A 15,590-nucleotide genomic window follows, 5' to 3' on the forward strand; every position below is an offset into this window, starting at 1 on the left:
AGGAGAGCGGCGATGCCAGACGAGGAAGGCCACCCGGCACCTGAGGAGATGGACCTGCGCACGGTCCTGAACGCGATCTCCGACCCCCTGCGGTGGGGAATCGTGGTGGCCCTGCTCCATGAGCCGGAGGGGACGGCCCGCACCTGCGCGTCCTTCAACCTGCCGGTCTCCAAATCGACGACCACGCACCACTTCAAGACTTTGCGGGAGGCGGGTCTGGTCCGGCAGGTGGACCGGGGCAACAGCCGCGCGACCACCCTGCGCAAGGACGAGCTGGACAAGCGTTTCCCGGGGTTGCTGGACCTGATCCGCGCCCACTCCTGACTCGCGCCGGTACCACGTGCGAGTGGCGCGTTCCCCGATTCCCGGTCCGGCGCGTCCGTGCGCCGCTACGTTCCGGCGTATGCCGCAGCCCAAGGATCTCGATCCGTACGCCGACGCCCGTTCCTTCTACGGCTCCGAGTTGCGCCGCCTGCGCGAGGCCGCCGGGATGTCCCAGACCGAGCTGGGTGACAAGGCGTTCTGCTCGGGGACGTACATCGGACTGTTCGAGATGGCGGAGCGTCGCCCGCAGGAGGACATGTCCCGCGCCTTCGACGAACTGCTGGGGAGCGGCAAGCACCTTCAGCGGCTGTGCCGGCTGGCGCGGAAGTCGAAGGTGGCGGGGTACTTCGCGGATGCGGCGGAACTGGAGAAACGGGCCAGGTCCATCGAGGAGTACGCGCCGATGCTGGTGCCGGGGGTGCTCCAGACACGCGCCTACGCCACGACGTTGACCAGAGGCACGAAGCGGCGGGCGTCCGACGAAGAGGTGGAACGGACGGTCGGCGCTCGCATGGAGCGCGCTCAACTCCTCAGCTGCGAGAACGGGCCGGACTTCTGGGCGATCATTCACGAGGCCGCACTGCGCGTGCCGATCGGCGGCCTGCGCACCATGAAGGAGCAGCTCGACCACCTCGTCGAGACGGCTCGGGCTCATTCGCATGTGATCGTGCAGGTCCTGCCCTTCTCCGCCGGTTTCCATCCGTTTCTCAACACCATGTCCTCGCTGATGCAGTTCGCCGATGCGCCGCCCGTCGTGTACACGGAGGGCGCCTACGCGGGCCAACTCATCGAGGAAGCAGCTCTGGTGGCGCAGTATCGGTCGGCATACGATCTGGCCAGGGCCGTCGCGCTGTCGCCGGAGGCGTCCCTGGCACTGATCGCCTCGGCGGCGAAGGACTACGACCGATGAACAGCACACCCGATCTCAGCCGTGCCGCCTGGCGGACCTCGTCCTACAGCAACGGAGACGGCGGAAGCTGCGTCGAGGTCGCCGACAACGTCCCCGGCTTCGTCCCCGTACGCGACACCAAGCTGACGGACAGCCCGGTCCTGCCCTTCCGTACGTCGGTCTGGGCGGCCTTCGTGCAAGGCGTCAAGCGGTAGCTAGAGCGACGGCTGCGGCCGACTCGCCCGGCGTGAAGGGCCCGGCTCGTACGGCCCGTCCGGCGCCGCGCCGGTCAGCTGCTCTCCGGTTCCGGCGGACCGCCGAGCTCGCGCAGGAGTGCGCGGACCTGGTTCACCTCGGGGTTGAGCGCGTGGATGTCGAGGTAGATGCGCAGGGCCTCGTGCAGGGCGGCCCTGGCCGGTTCGACGGCTCCGGTCGCGCAGTGGGCCTGGCTCAGATGGACCAGCGTCTCGGCCTCGTTGTAGCGGTGGCCCAGTGCGCGGTTGAGGTCCAGGCTGTGCTGGTAGCAGTCGATGGCCTTCGCGTGCTCGCCGAGGCGGTGGTAGGCGTAGCCGAGGGTGTCCCAGGTGCCGGCCCGGCCTCGGTCGTCGCCCAGTTCCCGCTGGATCACCAGCGCCTCCTGGCAGCGGCTCACCGACGCCTCGTGGTCCCCCAGCTGGGTGTGGTCCCAGGCCACGGCGTTCAGGGCGCGGGCCCGTCCGGGGAGGTTTCCGGCCGAGGTGAAGTACTCGACGGCGCTGCGGTCGTGGCGCAGCGCGGCGGCGTTGTCGCCCTCGCGCTCGTACTGCCAGCCGAGGGCGAGGTGGGTGTGGGCAGCGGAGAGGAGGTCGCCGTGGCTCTCCGCGAGGGCCAGCGCGTGGGCCAGTTCCTGGTGGGCCTCCGCGAAGCGCCCGGTCTCCGTGCAGGCCCAGGCGAGCGCGCGGCGGGACTCCGCCTGGGCCGCCGGATCCCCGAGGCGGACCGCGGCGGCGAGCGCGGTGCTGTGCACTGCGGTGACGTCGACCCACCACGCCCGGCGGGCGAGGAAGGTGGTGAGCGCCCAGGCCATCCGCCACGCCTGGGCATCGTGTCCGGTGCGTACCGCGTGGTTGACGGCGGCGGTCAGCACGGTGTGCTCGCCCGCGAACCACGCCATGGCCCGGTCGGCGTCGGTGAATTCCTCGACGCGCGTGCCGTCCGCCGGAGTCGCCGGCGTGAGCGGGTCGCGGTGGGGCAGCAGGAGCCGGTCGGCCGCGTACGCGGTGTGCGCGTAGTGGTCGAGTACGCGGGTGAGTGCCGCTTTCGCCTCCCCGGCGGGGGCGACGGTCTCCGTCATCTCCAGGGCGTACGCGCGCAGCAGGTCGTGGCAGGTGAAGCGGCCCGGGACGCGTTCCTGGACGAGGTGGTGGGCCTGGAGGCGGTGCAGCCGGGTACGGAGGCGGGGCAGCGGCAGGCCGGTGAGGCCGGCGGCGGCGGGCAGGCCGATGTCCGCTCCGGGGGCCTGGGCGAACTGCCGGAAGACCCGGGCGGAATCGGCGTCGAGTGCGCGGTAGGAGGAGGCGAAGACGATCCGCATGTCGCCGTTCGGTTCGCCCGTCTCCAGGGCGTCCAGCGGGGTCGCCGCTTCCCGGAGTTCGGCCGCCAGGGCGACCAGGGTGAGCATCGGGTCGGTGGTGAGGCGGGCGGCGAGGACGCTGATGGCGATGGGGAGCCCGGCGCAGTGGCGCAGGAGTTCCGTCGCCGCTCCGGGTTCGGCGGCGATCCGGTCGGAGCCGAGGCGGCGGACGAGCAGATCGCGCGCCTCGGCGGGGTCGAGGGTCTCCAGGGTGAGCTGGGCGGCGCCGTGGGAGGCGGCGAGTCCGGGCAGCCGGTGACGGCTCGTGATCAGGACCGTGCAGCTGGGGCTGCCGGGTAACAGGGGCACCACCTGGTCGGTGTCCCGGGCGTTGTCGAGCACGATGAGCAGGCGCCGGCCCGCCGTGAGGCTCCGGTACAGCGCGGCCTGGGCCTGGGGGGCGGTGGGCAGGCTCCCGGGGTCGGCGCCGAGGGCCTCCAGGAAAGCTCGCATGACCGCGTACGGGTCGGCGGGTTCACCGGAGGGCGTGAAGCCCTGCAGATCCGCGAAGAGCTGACCGTCGGGGAAGCGCTCCTGCCAGCCGTGGGCCCAGCGCAGGGCCAGCGAGGTCTTGCCGACGCCGCCGGTGCCGCAGATCACCGCGATCAGCACGGTCCCGCCCTGCGGTTCGCCCTGCGGCGCCAACAGCTTGTCCAGGCCGACCAGTTCGTTGTCCCGACCGGCCAGCAGGGGCGGCGGCGCGGGAAGTTGTCTGGGGTGCGTCGTGGTGGGGGGTGTCGTCGTGGTCCGCGTCGCCGGGGCGGGCACGGTGTCGCGGGCCGGCGGGGCGAGCCGCGGATCCGAGATCAGGATCTGCTGGTGCAGGCTCCGCAGCGGTGGTGCCGGGTCGATGCCCAGCTCCTCGACGAGACGACGGCGCAGCTCCTGGTAGTGGTTGAGGGCGTCGGCGGGGCGCCCGCCGCGGTAGAGGGCGAGCATCAGCTGTCCGGCGAGCCGTTCGTCCAGCGGGTTGTCCTCGGCGAGCGGGGCCAGCACGGGCACCAGCTCGGTGTGGATCCCGCGGCGCAGCTGGAGATCGCTCCAGTCCAGCACGGCGGCGAGCCGTTCGACCTGCGCCGCCTCGCGCCGGGAGTTGAACCACGGGGTGTCCATGCCGGGGCACAGCTCGCCCTGCCAGTTCGCGAGGGCCTCCTCGAAGAGGTGTGCCGCCGCCGTCTCGTCCCCCGCCTGCGCGGTGGCCCTGGCCCTGGCCAGGAGGGCCCGGAAGCGGTGCAGGTCGGCGGCGGTGGCCGCGACGGTCAGTACGTATCCTCCCGACCGCCGCGCGATCGGCTCGTCCTGGCCCGCGGTGCGCAACGCGTTGCGCAGTCTGGAGAGGTAGCTGTACAGCGTCGGCAGGGCGCGTTGCGGCGGGCCCTCGCCCCAGACCCGGTCCACGAGTTCGTCCGCCGTGACCACTTGGCCGGCTTCGAGCAGCAGCACGGCGAGGACGCGCTGCTGCCGTGCGGGCCCCAGGTCCAGCCGGTGACCGTCGGCACAGGCCTCGACCCCTCCGAGCACGCGGAATTCCACGGCCACGCCACCCACCCCCCGGGCGTGATCCTAGACCGGGGCCAGGGGCTCGGAGCAGCTGTTTCAAGCTCTTTCCAAGGTTGCGACAGGGTCGCCCGAGGACGGTGATGTCCATCCCGCCGGACAGGTTCGGGGACTGGGCACCGGAGAAGACAGCACAGCCGGCAGCCGAGGACCCGCCTGTGGCGAAGCAGGACAGCAGCCCGATCTCAAGGAGCAGACATGCGTATCCGCCATGCCCTGGCGACGGCCGGCCTCGGCACCGTGCTCACCCTGGGGGTCACGACGTACCCCGCGACCGCCGTCCAGACCGACACGGCCGGCACGGCCCGTTCGGCCAGTACGGTCAGTGCTGCCGGCGCGCTCGGCAACAAGATAGCCGCGCAGGCGCTCGGCCAGTACACCAGCAAGAACGCCGAGGTGAAGAAGCGCAAGTACGAGGGCGCGGCCAACGGCGTCAACGCCAAGAACAACTGCAACTTCTACACCGGCTTCTGGACCGACCCGCGCAACCGCCGCTTCGACGGCACGAAGGCCCCGCGCACCGGTACCAACCGCGCGACCTGCGGCACGAGCAAGGGCTACATGTACGTCAAGGGCACCAAGACCTGGACGCCCGTGAAGTGGAAGTCCCGCGCCTGGTGCTCCGACTTCGCGAAGTACACCTGGTACTGGGGTGGCGCGAAGGTGACGGGACTCAACGCGTCGGCCGCTTCCTTCCGCAGCTACGGGCGCACCAACCACACCTGGCACAGCCGCGCCGAGGTGGCCAGGAAGAAGAACCCCTACGTGCCGAAGAAGGGCGATGTCGTCGTCTACGACTGGAAGGGGGACGGCATCATCGACCACGTCGGTGTCATCACGGCCTACAGCACCAAGTACAAGGCGTACTTCTCGGTCGAGGGCAACTCCAGCGAGAAGCTCAACTACAAGAACACCAAGCAGTCGGCGCTGGCGAAGTACGTCGTCGGCTTCACCTCGCCCAAGGCACTCAAGCCGTGACCTGACGACGGTGAGCCGGTGCGTACGGGAAAGGGCCGCACCCCTTCGTCCTGCGAAGAGGTGCGGCCCGGTGTCCCGCCGGATCGGCTACTTGCGGATCAGGCTGCGGAGCACGTACTGCATGATGCCGCCGTTGCGGTAGTAGTCCGCCTCACCGGGGGTGTCGATGCGGACGACCGCGTCGAACTCCACGCCGGTGTCGGTGGTCACCTTGACGGTGCGCGGCGTGGTGCCGTCGTTCAGCTCGGTCACGCCGGTGAAGGAGAAGGTCTCCTCGCCGGTGAGGCCGAGGGCCTCGGCGCTCGCGCCCTCCGGGAACTGGAGCGGGAGGACGCCCATGCCGATGAGGTTCGAGCGGTGGATGCGCTCGTAGGACTCGGCGATGACGGCCTTGACGCCGAGGAGCGCGGTGCCCTTGGCGGCCCAGTCGCGGGACGAGCCGGAGCCGTACTCCTTGCCCGCCAGGATGACCAGCGGGGTGCCGGCGGCCTGGTAGTTCTGCGAGGCGTCGTAGATGAACGACACCGGGGCGTCCGCCTGGGTGAAGTCGCGGGTGAAGCCGCCCTCGGTGCCCGGAGCGATCTGGTTGCGCAGGCGGATGTTGGCGAACGTGCCGCGGATCATGACCTCGTGGTTGCCTCGGCGCGAGCCGTAGGAGTTGAAGTCACGGCGCTCGACGCCGTGCTCCGTGAGGTACTTGCCGGCCGGGGTGTCGGCCTTGATCGCACCGGCCGGGGAGATGTGGTCGGTGGTGACCGAGTCGCCCAGCTTGGCCAGCACCCGGGCGCCGGTGATGTCGGCGACCGGGGTCGTCTCCATCGTCATGCCCTCGAAGTACGGGGGCTTGCGCACGTAGGTGGACTGCGGGTCCCACTCGAAGGTGTTGCCGGTGGGGATCGCCAGCGCCTGCCACTGGGCGTCGCCCGCGAAGACGTCCTGGTAGGACTTGTTGAACATGTCCTCGCCGATGGCGTTGGCGACGACATCGTTCACCTCGGCCTCGGAGGGCCAGATGTCGGCCAGGTAGACCGGCTTGCCGTCCTGGTCGATGCCCAGGGCGTCCTTGGTGATGTCCACCTTCATCGAACCGGCGATGGCGTACGCGACGACCAGCGGCGGGGACGCCAGGTAGTTCATCTTGACGTCGGGGTTGATCCGGCCCTCGAAGTTGCGGTTGCCGGAGAGCACCGAGGTCACGGCCAGGTCGTGCTCGTTGACCGCCTTGGAGACCTCCTCCGGCAGCGGGCCGGAGTTGCCGATGCAGGTGGTGCAGCCGTAGCCGACGAGGTTGAAGCCGACCTTGTCGAGGTACGGGGTGAGGCCCGCCTTGTCGAAGTAGTCGGTGACGACCTTCGAGCCCGGGGCGAGGGTGGTCTTGACCCACGGCTTGCGGGTCAGGCCCTTCTCGACCGCCTTCTTCGCCACGAGCGCCGCGGCGACCATGACGTACGGGTTCGAGGTGTTGGTGCAGGAGGTGATCGCGGCGACGGTGACGGCGCCGTGGTCGATCTCGTACGTCGTGCCGTCGGGGGCCGTGACCGTGGTCGGGTTCGACGGGACGCCGTTGTGGGCGGCCGGGGCGTCGGAGGCCGGGAAGGACTCCTTGCCCGACTCCTCGTCGTCCGCGACGTAGTTGCGCACGTCCAGGGCGAACTGCTCCTTGGCGTTCGCGAGGATGATGCGGTCCTGCGGGCGCTTCGGGCCGGCGATCGACGGGACGACCGTCGACAGGTCCAGCTCCAGCTTCTCGGAGAAGTCCGGCTCGGCGGCCGGGTCGAGCCAGAGGCCCTGCTCCTTGGCGTACGCCTCGACGAGCGCGACCTGCTGCTCGTCGCGGCCGGTCAGGCGCAGGTACTTCAGCGTCTCGTCGTCGATCGGGAAGATCGCGGCGGTGGAGCCGAACTCCGGCGACATGTTGCCGATGGTGGCGCGGTTGGCGAGCGAGGTGGCGGCGACGCCCTCACCGTAGAACTCGACGAACTTGCCGACGACACCGTGCTTGCGGAGCATCTCGGTGATGGTCAGCACCAGGTCGGTGGCGGTGGTGCCGGCCGGGAGCTCGCCGGTCAGCTTGAAGCCGACGACGCGCGGGATGAGCATGGAGACCGGCTGGCCGAGCATCGCGGCCTCGGCCTCGATGCCGCCGACGCCCCAGCCCAGCACACCGAGGCCGTTGACCATGGTGGTGTGCGAGTCGGTGCCGACGAGGGTGTCGGGGTACGCCTGTCCATTGCGGACCATGACCGTACGGGCCAGGTGCTCGATGTTGACCTGGTGGACGATGCCGGTGCCCGGGGGGACGACCTTGAACTCGTCGAAGGCGGTCTGGCCCCAGCGCAGGAACTGGTAGCGCTCCTTGTTGCGGCCGTACTCCAGCTCGACGTTCTGGCCGAAGGCGTCCTTCGTACCGAACTTGTCGGCGATGACGGAGTGGTCGATGACCAGCTCGGCCGGGGCGAGGGGGTTGATCTTGGCCGGGTCGCCGCCCAGCTCCTTGACGGCCTCACGCATGGTGGCGAGGTCCACGACACACGGCACACCGGTGAAGTCCTGCATGATCACGCGGGCCGGCGTGAACTGGATCTCCTGGCTGGGCTGGGCCTGGGAGTCCCAGCCGCCGAGGGCCCGGATGTGGTCGGCGGTGATGTTCGCGCCGTCCTCGGTGCGGAGCAGGTTCTCCAGCAGCACCTTCAGGCTGTAAGGGAGGCGCGCGGAGCCCTCGACCTTGTCCAGCTTGAAGATCTCGTACGACTCGTCGCCCACGCGCAGCGTGCTGCGGGCGTCGAAGCTGTTCGCCGACACGACAGTCTCCTTCATCAATGTGCGCGTACTCCGCGCCGCGCCTCGTTACGGCGGGCGCCGCGTGGTGCCGCCTACGGCCCCTCGACCATCCGCTAAGGTAAGGCTTAGTTAGGTAACCCTTACCAGCCGGCGGACTGCGGTGCGCCTTCGGCATATATCTCGATGTCGAGATAACTCTAGTACATCACCGCCGCACGGTCATGCGGGGGCGCCTCGTCCGCTGTCATCCCATCGACGCGTTTGACGGTGAACCCGGTCGTTGCGGCTTCCTTGCAAACGAACCTGGTCGTACGAGGGGCGTACCGGGGGCTGGGTGGCCGTACCGGTCGGGGCGGATCTTGCGGAGCCGTACGGCGTACGATCCGGGCGACATCACTCCATCGACTCCAGAATGCGATCGAGTGTCCGGCGCCCCGTTCTGCTCATCGTCGGATTGCTCTCGACGTAGTACCAGACAAGACCCATCGCCTGCTCGAAGGCCCATGCCTTGCCGCGCTCCCACTCCAGATCGTCGCAGGCCAGTGTCCGCCGGAGGACTTCCCGCGGGCCTGGCCGCAACAGGTGCCAGGCGCTGACCAGATCCAGCGCCGGGTCGGCCGGGCCGAAGCCGCCGGTGTCGAGCACGCCGCTGAGCCGGTCTCCCGCGACCAGTACATTGCCGGGAATCAAGTCACCATGGCTCATCACGTCGGCACCCGTGCGTGGCAACTCCCGAAAGTGGCTCCACACCTGGCGCAGCCGGGGCACGTCGAGCAGCTCCTCGCTCTCCTCGAAGCACTGCGCCATCCAGTCGTCGTGGTGAGCGAGCACGCCGCCACGGTTCTCGCCGCTGAAACGCCGCCCCCGCGTCCCGGCGTCCCGCAGGGCTGCGATGAAGGCCGCAAGGTCCTCGGCGAAAGCGTCCGAACCGCTCGGGTCGGCATCGAAGGCGACCGTTCCCGGCAACCATGTCTGGACGGACCACGGCATGGGATAACCCGCTCCAGGCTTTCCCAGGGCGACGGGTTCCGGAACGGGGAACCGAGACACCTGCGCCAGTTCCGCGCTCGCCCGGGCCTCCCGTTCCAGAACCGCCAGCGCCTTGGCGGCATCGGTCGGACGCAGTGGGAAACGCGCGGAGAGGTCGTCCCCGATACGGAAGATGGCGTGGACCGTCCCGGTCGACGACAGGAGTCGGATCGCCTTGCCGCTCCACTGAGGGAACTGTTCTCGGATCAAGGTCGCAACCATGTCGGTGGTCACGTCCACTTGGTCATCATGCATGGTCAATCTCGCAAGCCCTTCCACTGGTCCAGCTCGAAACGACGGAAGCAGTCCAGATCAACGGAGACGACATCCAGTATTCGGACGACAGGTTCCGGATCAACTGAGAATTGTCCTGTCGCACCGAAGGCTGAGCGGTCCCGTCGAAGGCCGAGCGTCGGCTGCCGGGTGTTCCGTCCCCGGCGGGAGCACGGGGCACGAGGCGATCGGGAACACCGAGTGGGCTCACCGGCTCAACGCGAGCAGTTCATCGATCACCGGTTCCTCACCACCGTCACCGAGGTGGGCGATGGCCGCGAACGGCGCGATCACCCGGCTCCAGGCATGGAGCCGGTCACCATCGAGCCCGCACGCCGCCGCCACGCGCGCACAGCGGCTCTCGACGCCCTCCAGTCCGGCGCCGGCCACGACGTAGTCCACGGCGTCGAAGCACGGATCACCGACACACGCTTTCGGATCGATGGCCATGAGACCGCGCTCCGCGCCGCCGTCGAGCACGTTGCCCAGGTGCAGGTCACCGTGGAGCAGCACGGTGGTCGCTTCCGTGTCCAGCAGCCGCTCGCACCGCTGGATGGCCCTGTCCCACACGCTGACGTCCATCCGCGCACTGATCGAAGGCTCGGACAGCCGCCTGCCGACCCGGGCGAAGGACTCCTCGCACCGCCCGCGCAGCACACGCGTGGGCAGCGGAGGCGGAGCGACTCCGTGCAGGGCGGCGAGCAGATCCGACCACTGTCCCGGAAGCGAAGCAGCGGGCAGGTCCTGCGCCGGTGCTCCGGGCACGACCTCCTCCAGCACCATGGCGCCCGCTTCCTGATCGACGGCCAGCACGGCGGGCACCCGGCCCGAGGCGGCGAACCACCCCAGCATTTCGGCCTGCTCGACCAGAAGGGCCCGCTCCGGACTGATCTTCAGCACCGCCGGCGTGCCGTCGGGCCAATGGCACCGCAACGTCACCGACGAAGCACCGTCCGGGAGGGGCTCACCGAGCGACAGCCCCCACCGGGACGTCAGCCGTGCGACGAGATCCGGCGTGCCGGCGCACCACTCGGTGATCTGGGGTCCGAATCGGCGTACCAACCGCGTGGTGACGCTCTCCACATCCACCGGAATTCGTTTCACACGGGCCAGTGTGCCGCTCGCGCGATCCCTGTCCACCGCTTTTCCCCGAGGCTGGGGCGATGGCGATTGGCGATTGGCGATTGGCGATTGGCGATGGTTCAGTGCTCACACAGGGAGAACTCTCGCTCGTAGAGCTGCTCGTTGTGTTCGTCGACGAAGAATTTGCGTTCCTTCATGAGCTGTTCGCGGTAGTCCCTGGCCTGCTCCAGCGTCATGGTCGACGTGGCGGACCACGGCTGCTGCGGCGGCACATCGGAGGTCGAGACGATCGTCACCGACGGATCGACCAGGAAGAACGCGAGGATCTTGCGATGCCCCGGCCGGGTGGGGTCCGCCAGGCGGAAAGAACCGACACGGTGCTGCAGGATGTTCGGGAACGCCAGGCAGCGGCCCGCCGGGGTCGACGTCGATCCCAGCACCTGATTCAGCGGGTCTTCGTTGTCCAGGCCGTAGACGTCACGCATACCGGCGTCGTCATTCTGCTCGTAGTCCGGGTCGTCGACCGCCGACCGGAAACTCAGCCGGCTTTCGGTGATGTTCTCGCTGTCCCAGTAATAGATGCCGGTCGAGACGATCCGCTCGTTCATCATCCCCTCGACGTGCCAGGAACCGCCCGCGTACTCGGGCTGGTCCGGAGTGAGATGAATGGTGGCCAGCTTGACGATGACCTGGAGACGACGGCCGCGCAGGTCGACCCGGGCCGAGTCGTCGGGCGACGCGGGCGGGACGAAGACCGGGGCGTCCGGGACGACCGGGCGGCGGTTCTCCCACCAGTCGTCCATGGCTCTGTCCCGCGCTTCGGCGTCGTCATCGTCGTCGGGGATCAGGTCCGGATTGCCCGGGGCCTGGTCGTACCACGTGTAGGGATCGGCGTCGATCCGCAGGGGCCGGGGATGACGCAGATCGGTGAGCACGTTCTCCAGCAGCGGGCGCATGCGTGCGAACAGGACCGGCAGGACGGAGTCGAGTTCGCGATGAGCCACGGGGTGGACATTGTTGACGTACGAGCGGAAGACGACATCGCCGTCGTCGCCGACCTCGACATCCGTGGGCAGCCACTGGAATTTCTCCGAGAGTTCGTACCGCGAAGGGCCGGGTGCCGGGGTCTGCCAGGCCGTTTCGGGTACGCCGCTCACCTCTCGCACGAGGCAGAACAGTGAGGGATGCACCAGATCCAGTACCTGGCCGTTGGACCCCGGATGCCAGTCCTTCTCCGCCTCGGGGACCTCTTCCAGAACCCGAACCGCCTCGCGCAGTCGGGACCTGAGCTCGTCATCGATCAGCGTGTCCGAATGCCACACCCCATCGGCGGCGGACACCTCGATGCCGGTTCGCTCGTCCCGCAGCCCGGCGTAATACGCGAGTTCGGCAAGCACATAGCGAATCTGCGCTTCGGTAAGGCCCTGGGAAATCGCTTCCTGCGTCCACTTGGCGACGATTCCGGCGTCGTTCATCTTGACGAACCACTCCGACTTCGCCCGAATATGGGCGCTGCACTCCATCATCTGAAGTTCTCGCAGTGTCCGGGGCTCCGCGAACGATATGGCCCAGGAAGAATGGAACGGCAGCGGAAAAGCGGACGAGTCGGTCATTTCTTTTGGTACCCCCGGTTGATGTGCGGTGGCGGGCAGACTACTTCAGCGCACTGACAACGTCCGTCGCCGTCCGATCACGACAGGCCCTGGAGTGCACACCGGCGCCGTCGGCGGACCTGAGCGAGGACCCGCCCCCCGTACGGACGCGCACCGCGCGCGGAGGCGGCGGTCCGGACGCACCATGGAACGCACGGCACACTCCGGATGCGGGCGGTCCATACCGGCCCGACCTGCAACTACCGTGCCGACACGCCCGAGAATCACCCGAACACCACACCCCGGCACAGGTCTCATCTCATATCTGAGATAGCCTTTCGCCATGTCAGACGATTACCTCGTACGCATCGGCAAGCTCATCCGTGACGCCCGTCAGCATCGGGGCTGGACACAGAGTCAGCTCGCCGAGGCGCTCGCCACCAGCCAGAGCGCCGTGAACCGCATCGAGCGCGGCAATCAAAACATCAGCCTTGAGATGATCGCGCGCATCGGTGAGGCACTCGACAGCGAGATCGTGTCGCTCGGCTACGCCGGGCCCATGCACCTGCGGGTGGTCGGCGGCCGCCGGCTCTCGGGCTCCATCGACGTCAAGACGAGCAAGAACGCGTGCGTGGCACTCCTCTGCGCCTCGCTGCTCAACAAGGGCCGTACGGTGCTGCGCAGGGTGGCCCGGATCGAGGAGGTCTACCGTCTCCTGGAGGTGCTGAACTCCATAGGCGTGCGGACCCGCTGGATCAACGAGGGAACCGATCTGGAGATCGTCCCGCCCGCCCGGCTCGACATGGACGCCATCGACGCGGACGCCGCCCGCCGGACCCGTTCCATCATCATGTTCCTCGGCCCGCTGCTGCACCGCATGGACCGGTTCAAGCTCCCGTACGCGGGCGGCTGCGACCTCGGTACGCGGACCATCGAGCCCCACATGATCGCGCTGCGCCGCTTCGGCCTGGAGATCGCCGCGACCGAGGGCATCTACCACGCCCAGGTCGACCACTCGGTCACCCCCGGCCGCCCCATCGTGCTGACCGAGCGCGGCGACACCGTGACCGAGAACGCGCTGCTGGCCGCCGCCCGGCACGACGGCAGGACCGTCATCCGCAACGCCTCCTCCAACTACATGGTCCAGGACCTCTGCTTCTTCCTGGAGGCCCTCGGAATACGCGTGGACGGCATCGGCACGACCACACTGACCGTGCACGGAGTTCCGCACATAGACGTGGACGTCGACTACTCCCCCTCCGAGGACCCGGTCGAGGCGATGAGCCTCCTCGCCGCCGCCGTGGTGACGGAGTCCGAACTGACGATCCGCCGGGTGCCGATCGAGTTCCTGGAGATCGAACTCGCGGTGCTGGAGGAGATGGGCGTCGACTGCGACCGCACGACGGAGTACGCCGCCGACAACGGCCGCACCCGCCTGGTCGACCTCACGGTCCGGCCCTCCAAGCTGGAGGCCCCGATCGACAAGATCCACCCCATGCCGTTCCCCGGGCTCAACATCGACAACGTGCCCTTCTTCGCGGCGATCGCCGCCTCGGCCCAGGGCCAGACCCTCATCCACGACTGGGTCTACGACAACCGGGCCATCTACCTCACCGACCTGAACCGCCTCGGCGGCAGGCTTCAGCTCCTGGACCCGCACCGCGTACTGGTCGACGGCCCGACCCGCTGGCGCGCCGCCGAGATGATGTGCCCGCCGGCCCTGCGGCCCGCCGTGGTGGTGCTGCTCGCCATGATGGCGGCGGAAGGCACCTCCGTACTGCGCAACGTGTATGTCATCAACCGTGGTTACGAGGAGCTGGCGGAGCGGCTCAACTCCGTGGGCGCGCAGATCGAGATCTTCCGGGACATCTGACCGACGAACGCCGCCGCACCCTGTCCGACCTGCCAGGATGCGGGTCAGAAGGGGGTGCGGCGGCACCCGGGACTTCTCTGGGACTTCGGGCCTGCGCCGCGGGGCTCTTGCGGCCGCCGTCCGGCCCGGACACCGTCCGGCCCGTGATCACGCGAAGACCCTCACGGCCGCCTGCCGATCAAGAAGCGCACCACCCGAGCCACCAGTTCGCGCCATGTGGACCTCTCCATCGACAACCCATTGACATCGGGGCAACACCACCACAAGATAATCCGTACACCAATGATTGATGTACAGATCATTTAGAGGCTTCGCGCTCGCCGCCTCCTCTCTCGGTGTCCTCCACCCCTTCGACGCTAGGAGGTCATATGCCTGTGACTCCTGATCCTCTCCGCATCGCCGTCGTCGGCGGCGGCATCGGCGGGCTGGCCGCGGCTCTGGCAGTCGCCCGCTCCGGGCACCACGTGACGCTCGTGGAACGAGCCGCCCGGTTCGGCGAGATCGGAGCCGGCCTGCAGCTCGCCCCGAACGCCTCTCTCGCACTTGAGGAACTCGGCGTCCTCACGGCTGTTCAGCGCAGCGCGGTCACCCCACCCCGACTCGTGATGATGGATGCTCTGACGGGGGACCAGATCACCTCCCTCGACCTGCGCAGTGCGGCCTACACCGAGCGCTTCACGCATCCCTACCTGGTCACGCACCGCACGGATCTGCACGCCGCACTGCTGAGCGCTTGCCGGGAGCACCCTGCCATCACACTTCGCACAGGGCACACCGTCACCCACGTCGAACAGAGCGCATCCGGGGCGAAGCTGCACTTCGACGAATCGTCGGAGATCCTGACCGCGGACGCGGTCGTTGCCGCGGACGGCCTGCATTCACGTCTGCGCCAGGCCTTGGTGGGCGATGGGGAACCGGTCTGCTCCCGTTACGTGGCCTTCCGCGGCGCTTTGCCGACCGGGAAGATGACCGGCCGGATGTCGCAGCATGCCGCTTCGGAGGCGGTGATGGTGTGGGCCGGGCCCCGCATGCATCTGGTGCAATACCCAGTGCGGCGCGGGGAGTTGTACAACCAAGTCGCTGTCTTCGAGAGCGACCACTACACGGCGGACTCCGACGACTGGGGCACCGAGGCAGAGCTTGAGGAACGCTTCGCCGGCACCTGTCAGGCCATACGCGACTCTCTGCCGCTGGTGTCGCGCGATCGGCGCTGGCCGCTGTACGACCGCCTGCCCATCGACAACTGGGTGCACGGCCGGATCCTGCTTCTCGGCGACGCCGCCCATCCGATGCTGCAGTACCTGGCCCAGGGAGCCTGCCAGGCACTGGAAGACGCCGTCGCCCTGGGACAGGCACTGGGCCTGTTCTCCGACCCGGCCGACGCTTTCGCCGCGTACGCCGCCCAACGCCGCGAGCGGGCGGCGCGTATCCAGACCAACGCCCGCCGCTTCGGCGAGATCTGTCACCTGGAGGGCATGGGGGCCACCCTGCGCAATGTGCTCCTCTCATCCCGTATGCCTGACGACTTCGACGACATCTCCTGGGTGTGGACGCCGACCGCAACCGGCGTTCCTGCCCTGTGAGCCCGCAACCGCAGGA

Annotated in this window: 11 protein-coding genes; 6 read left to right on the forward strand and 5 right to left on the reverse strand. The window is 68.8% G+C overall.

What is annotated here, in order from left to right; genetic code table 11:
* Positions 1 to 12: 12 nt before the first annotated feature.
* From ACFYY1_RS23725 to ACFYY1_RS23735, 3 genes are all read left to right on the forward strand, one after another.
* A complete protein-coding gene (locus tag ACFYY1_RS23725) occupies positions 13 to 324 on the forward strand; it encodes an ArsR/SmtB family transcription factor (protein ID WP_388588778.1) in 312 nt (103 codons plus the stop codon).
* Positions 325 to 403: 79 nt separating this feature from the next.
* Entirely contained in the window at positions 404 to 1,234 is an 831-nt protein-coding gene (locus tag ACFYY1_RS23730; RefSeq protein ID WP_388588781.1) for a Scr1 family TA system antitoxin-like transcriptional regulator, read from the forward strand.
* The gene (locus ACFYY1_RS23735; RefSeq protein WP_388588784.1) at positions 1,231 to 1,428 is read left to right on the forward strand and encodes a DUF397 domain-containing protein; all 198 of its coding nucleotides are present in this window, start codon (positions 1,231 to 1,233) and stop codon (positions 1,426 to 1,428) included. The genes ACFYY1_RS23730 and ACFYY1_RS23735 overlap by 4 nt, the downstream gene beginning before the upstream one ends.
* A 74-nt stretch (positions 1,429 to 1,502) precedes the next feature.
* On the opposite strand, the gene ACFYY1_RS23740 is transcribed toward ACFYY1_RS23735, so the two are convergent.
* Entirely contained in the window at positions 1,503 to 4,364 is a 2,862-nt protein-coding gene (locus tag ACFYY1_RS23740) for a BTAD domain-containing putative transcriptional regulator (protein ID WP_388588787.1), read from the reverse strand.
* 216 nt (positions 4,365 to 4,580) lie between these two features.
* On the opposite strand from ACFYY1_RS23740, the gene ACFYY1_RS23745 reads away from it, so the two are divergent.
* Complete coding sequence (locus ACFYY1_RS23745) at positions 4,581 to 5,360, forward strand: CHAP domain-containing protein (protein ID WP_388588790.1); 780 nt, start codon at positions 4,581 to 4,583, stop codon at positions 5,358 to 5,360.
* Positions 5,361 to 5,447: 87 nt separating this feature from the next.
* Here ACFYY1_RS23745 and acnA read toward each other — a convergent pair whose 3' ends face one another.
* From acnA to ACFYY1_RS23765, 4 genes are all read right to left on the reverse strand, one after another.
* Entirely contained in the window at positions 5,448 to 8,162 is a 2,715-nt protein-coding gene (acnA, locus tag ACFYY1_RS23750) for an aconitate hydratase AcnA (protein ID WP_388588792.1), read from the reverse strand.
* Between the two features lie 372 nt (positions 8,163 to 8,534).
* On the reverse strand, positions 8,535 to 9,425 hold the full coding sequence (locus tag ACFYY1_RS23755) for an aminoglycoside phosphotransferase family protein (protein ID WP_388589153.1): 891 nt from the start codon (positions 9,423 to 9,425) through the stop codon (positions 8,535 to 8,537).
* 225 nt (positions 9,426 to 9,650) lie between these two features.
* Entirely contained in the window at positions 9,651 to 10,526 is an 876-nt protein-coding gene (locus ACFYY1_RS23760) for an aminoglycoside phosphotransferase family protein (protein WP_388589156.1), read from the reverse strand.
* Between the two features lie 119 nt (positions 10,527 to 10,645).
* Positions 10,646 to 12,139, reverse strand: a complete 1,494-nt coding sequence (locus tag ACFYY1_RS23765; RefSeq protein ID WP_388588794.1) for a DUF4246 domain-containing protein — start codon at positions 12,137 to 12,139, stop codon at positions 10,646 to 10,648.
* Positions 12,140 to 12,461: 322 nt separating this feature from the next.
* Here ACFYY1_RS23765 and ACFYY1_RS23770 point away from each other — a divergent pair, with 322 nt between their 5' ends.
* Both ACFYY1_RS23770 and ACFYY1_RS23775 read left to right on the forward strand, forming a co-directional pair.
* Positions 12,462 to 13,991, forward strand: coding sequence for a helix-turn-helix domain-containing protein (locus ACFYY1_RS23770; protein WP_388588796.1), 1,530 nt, complete (start codon positions 12,462 to 12,464; stop codon positions 13,989 to 13,991).
* A 368-nt stretch (positions 13,992 to 14,359) separates the two neighbouring features.
* Positions 14,360 to 15,574 carry an FAD-dependent monooxygenase gene (locus ACFYY1_RS23775; protein ID WP_388589159.1) on the forward strand — a complete coding sequence of 405 codons (1,215 nt, stop codon included), beginning with the start codon at positions 14,360 to 14,362 and terminating at the stop codon, positions 15,572 to 15,574.
* Positions 15,575 to 15,590 lie beyond the last annotated feature (16 nt).

Source organism: Streptomyces sp. NPDC001890, assembly GCF_042891445.1.
In the GTDB taxonomy this organism is placed as follows: domain Bacteria; phylum Actinomycetota; class Actinomycetes; order Streptomycetales; family Streptomycetaceae; genus Streptomyces.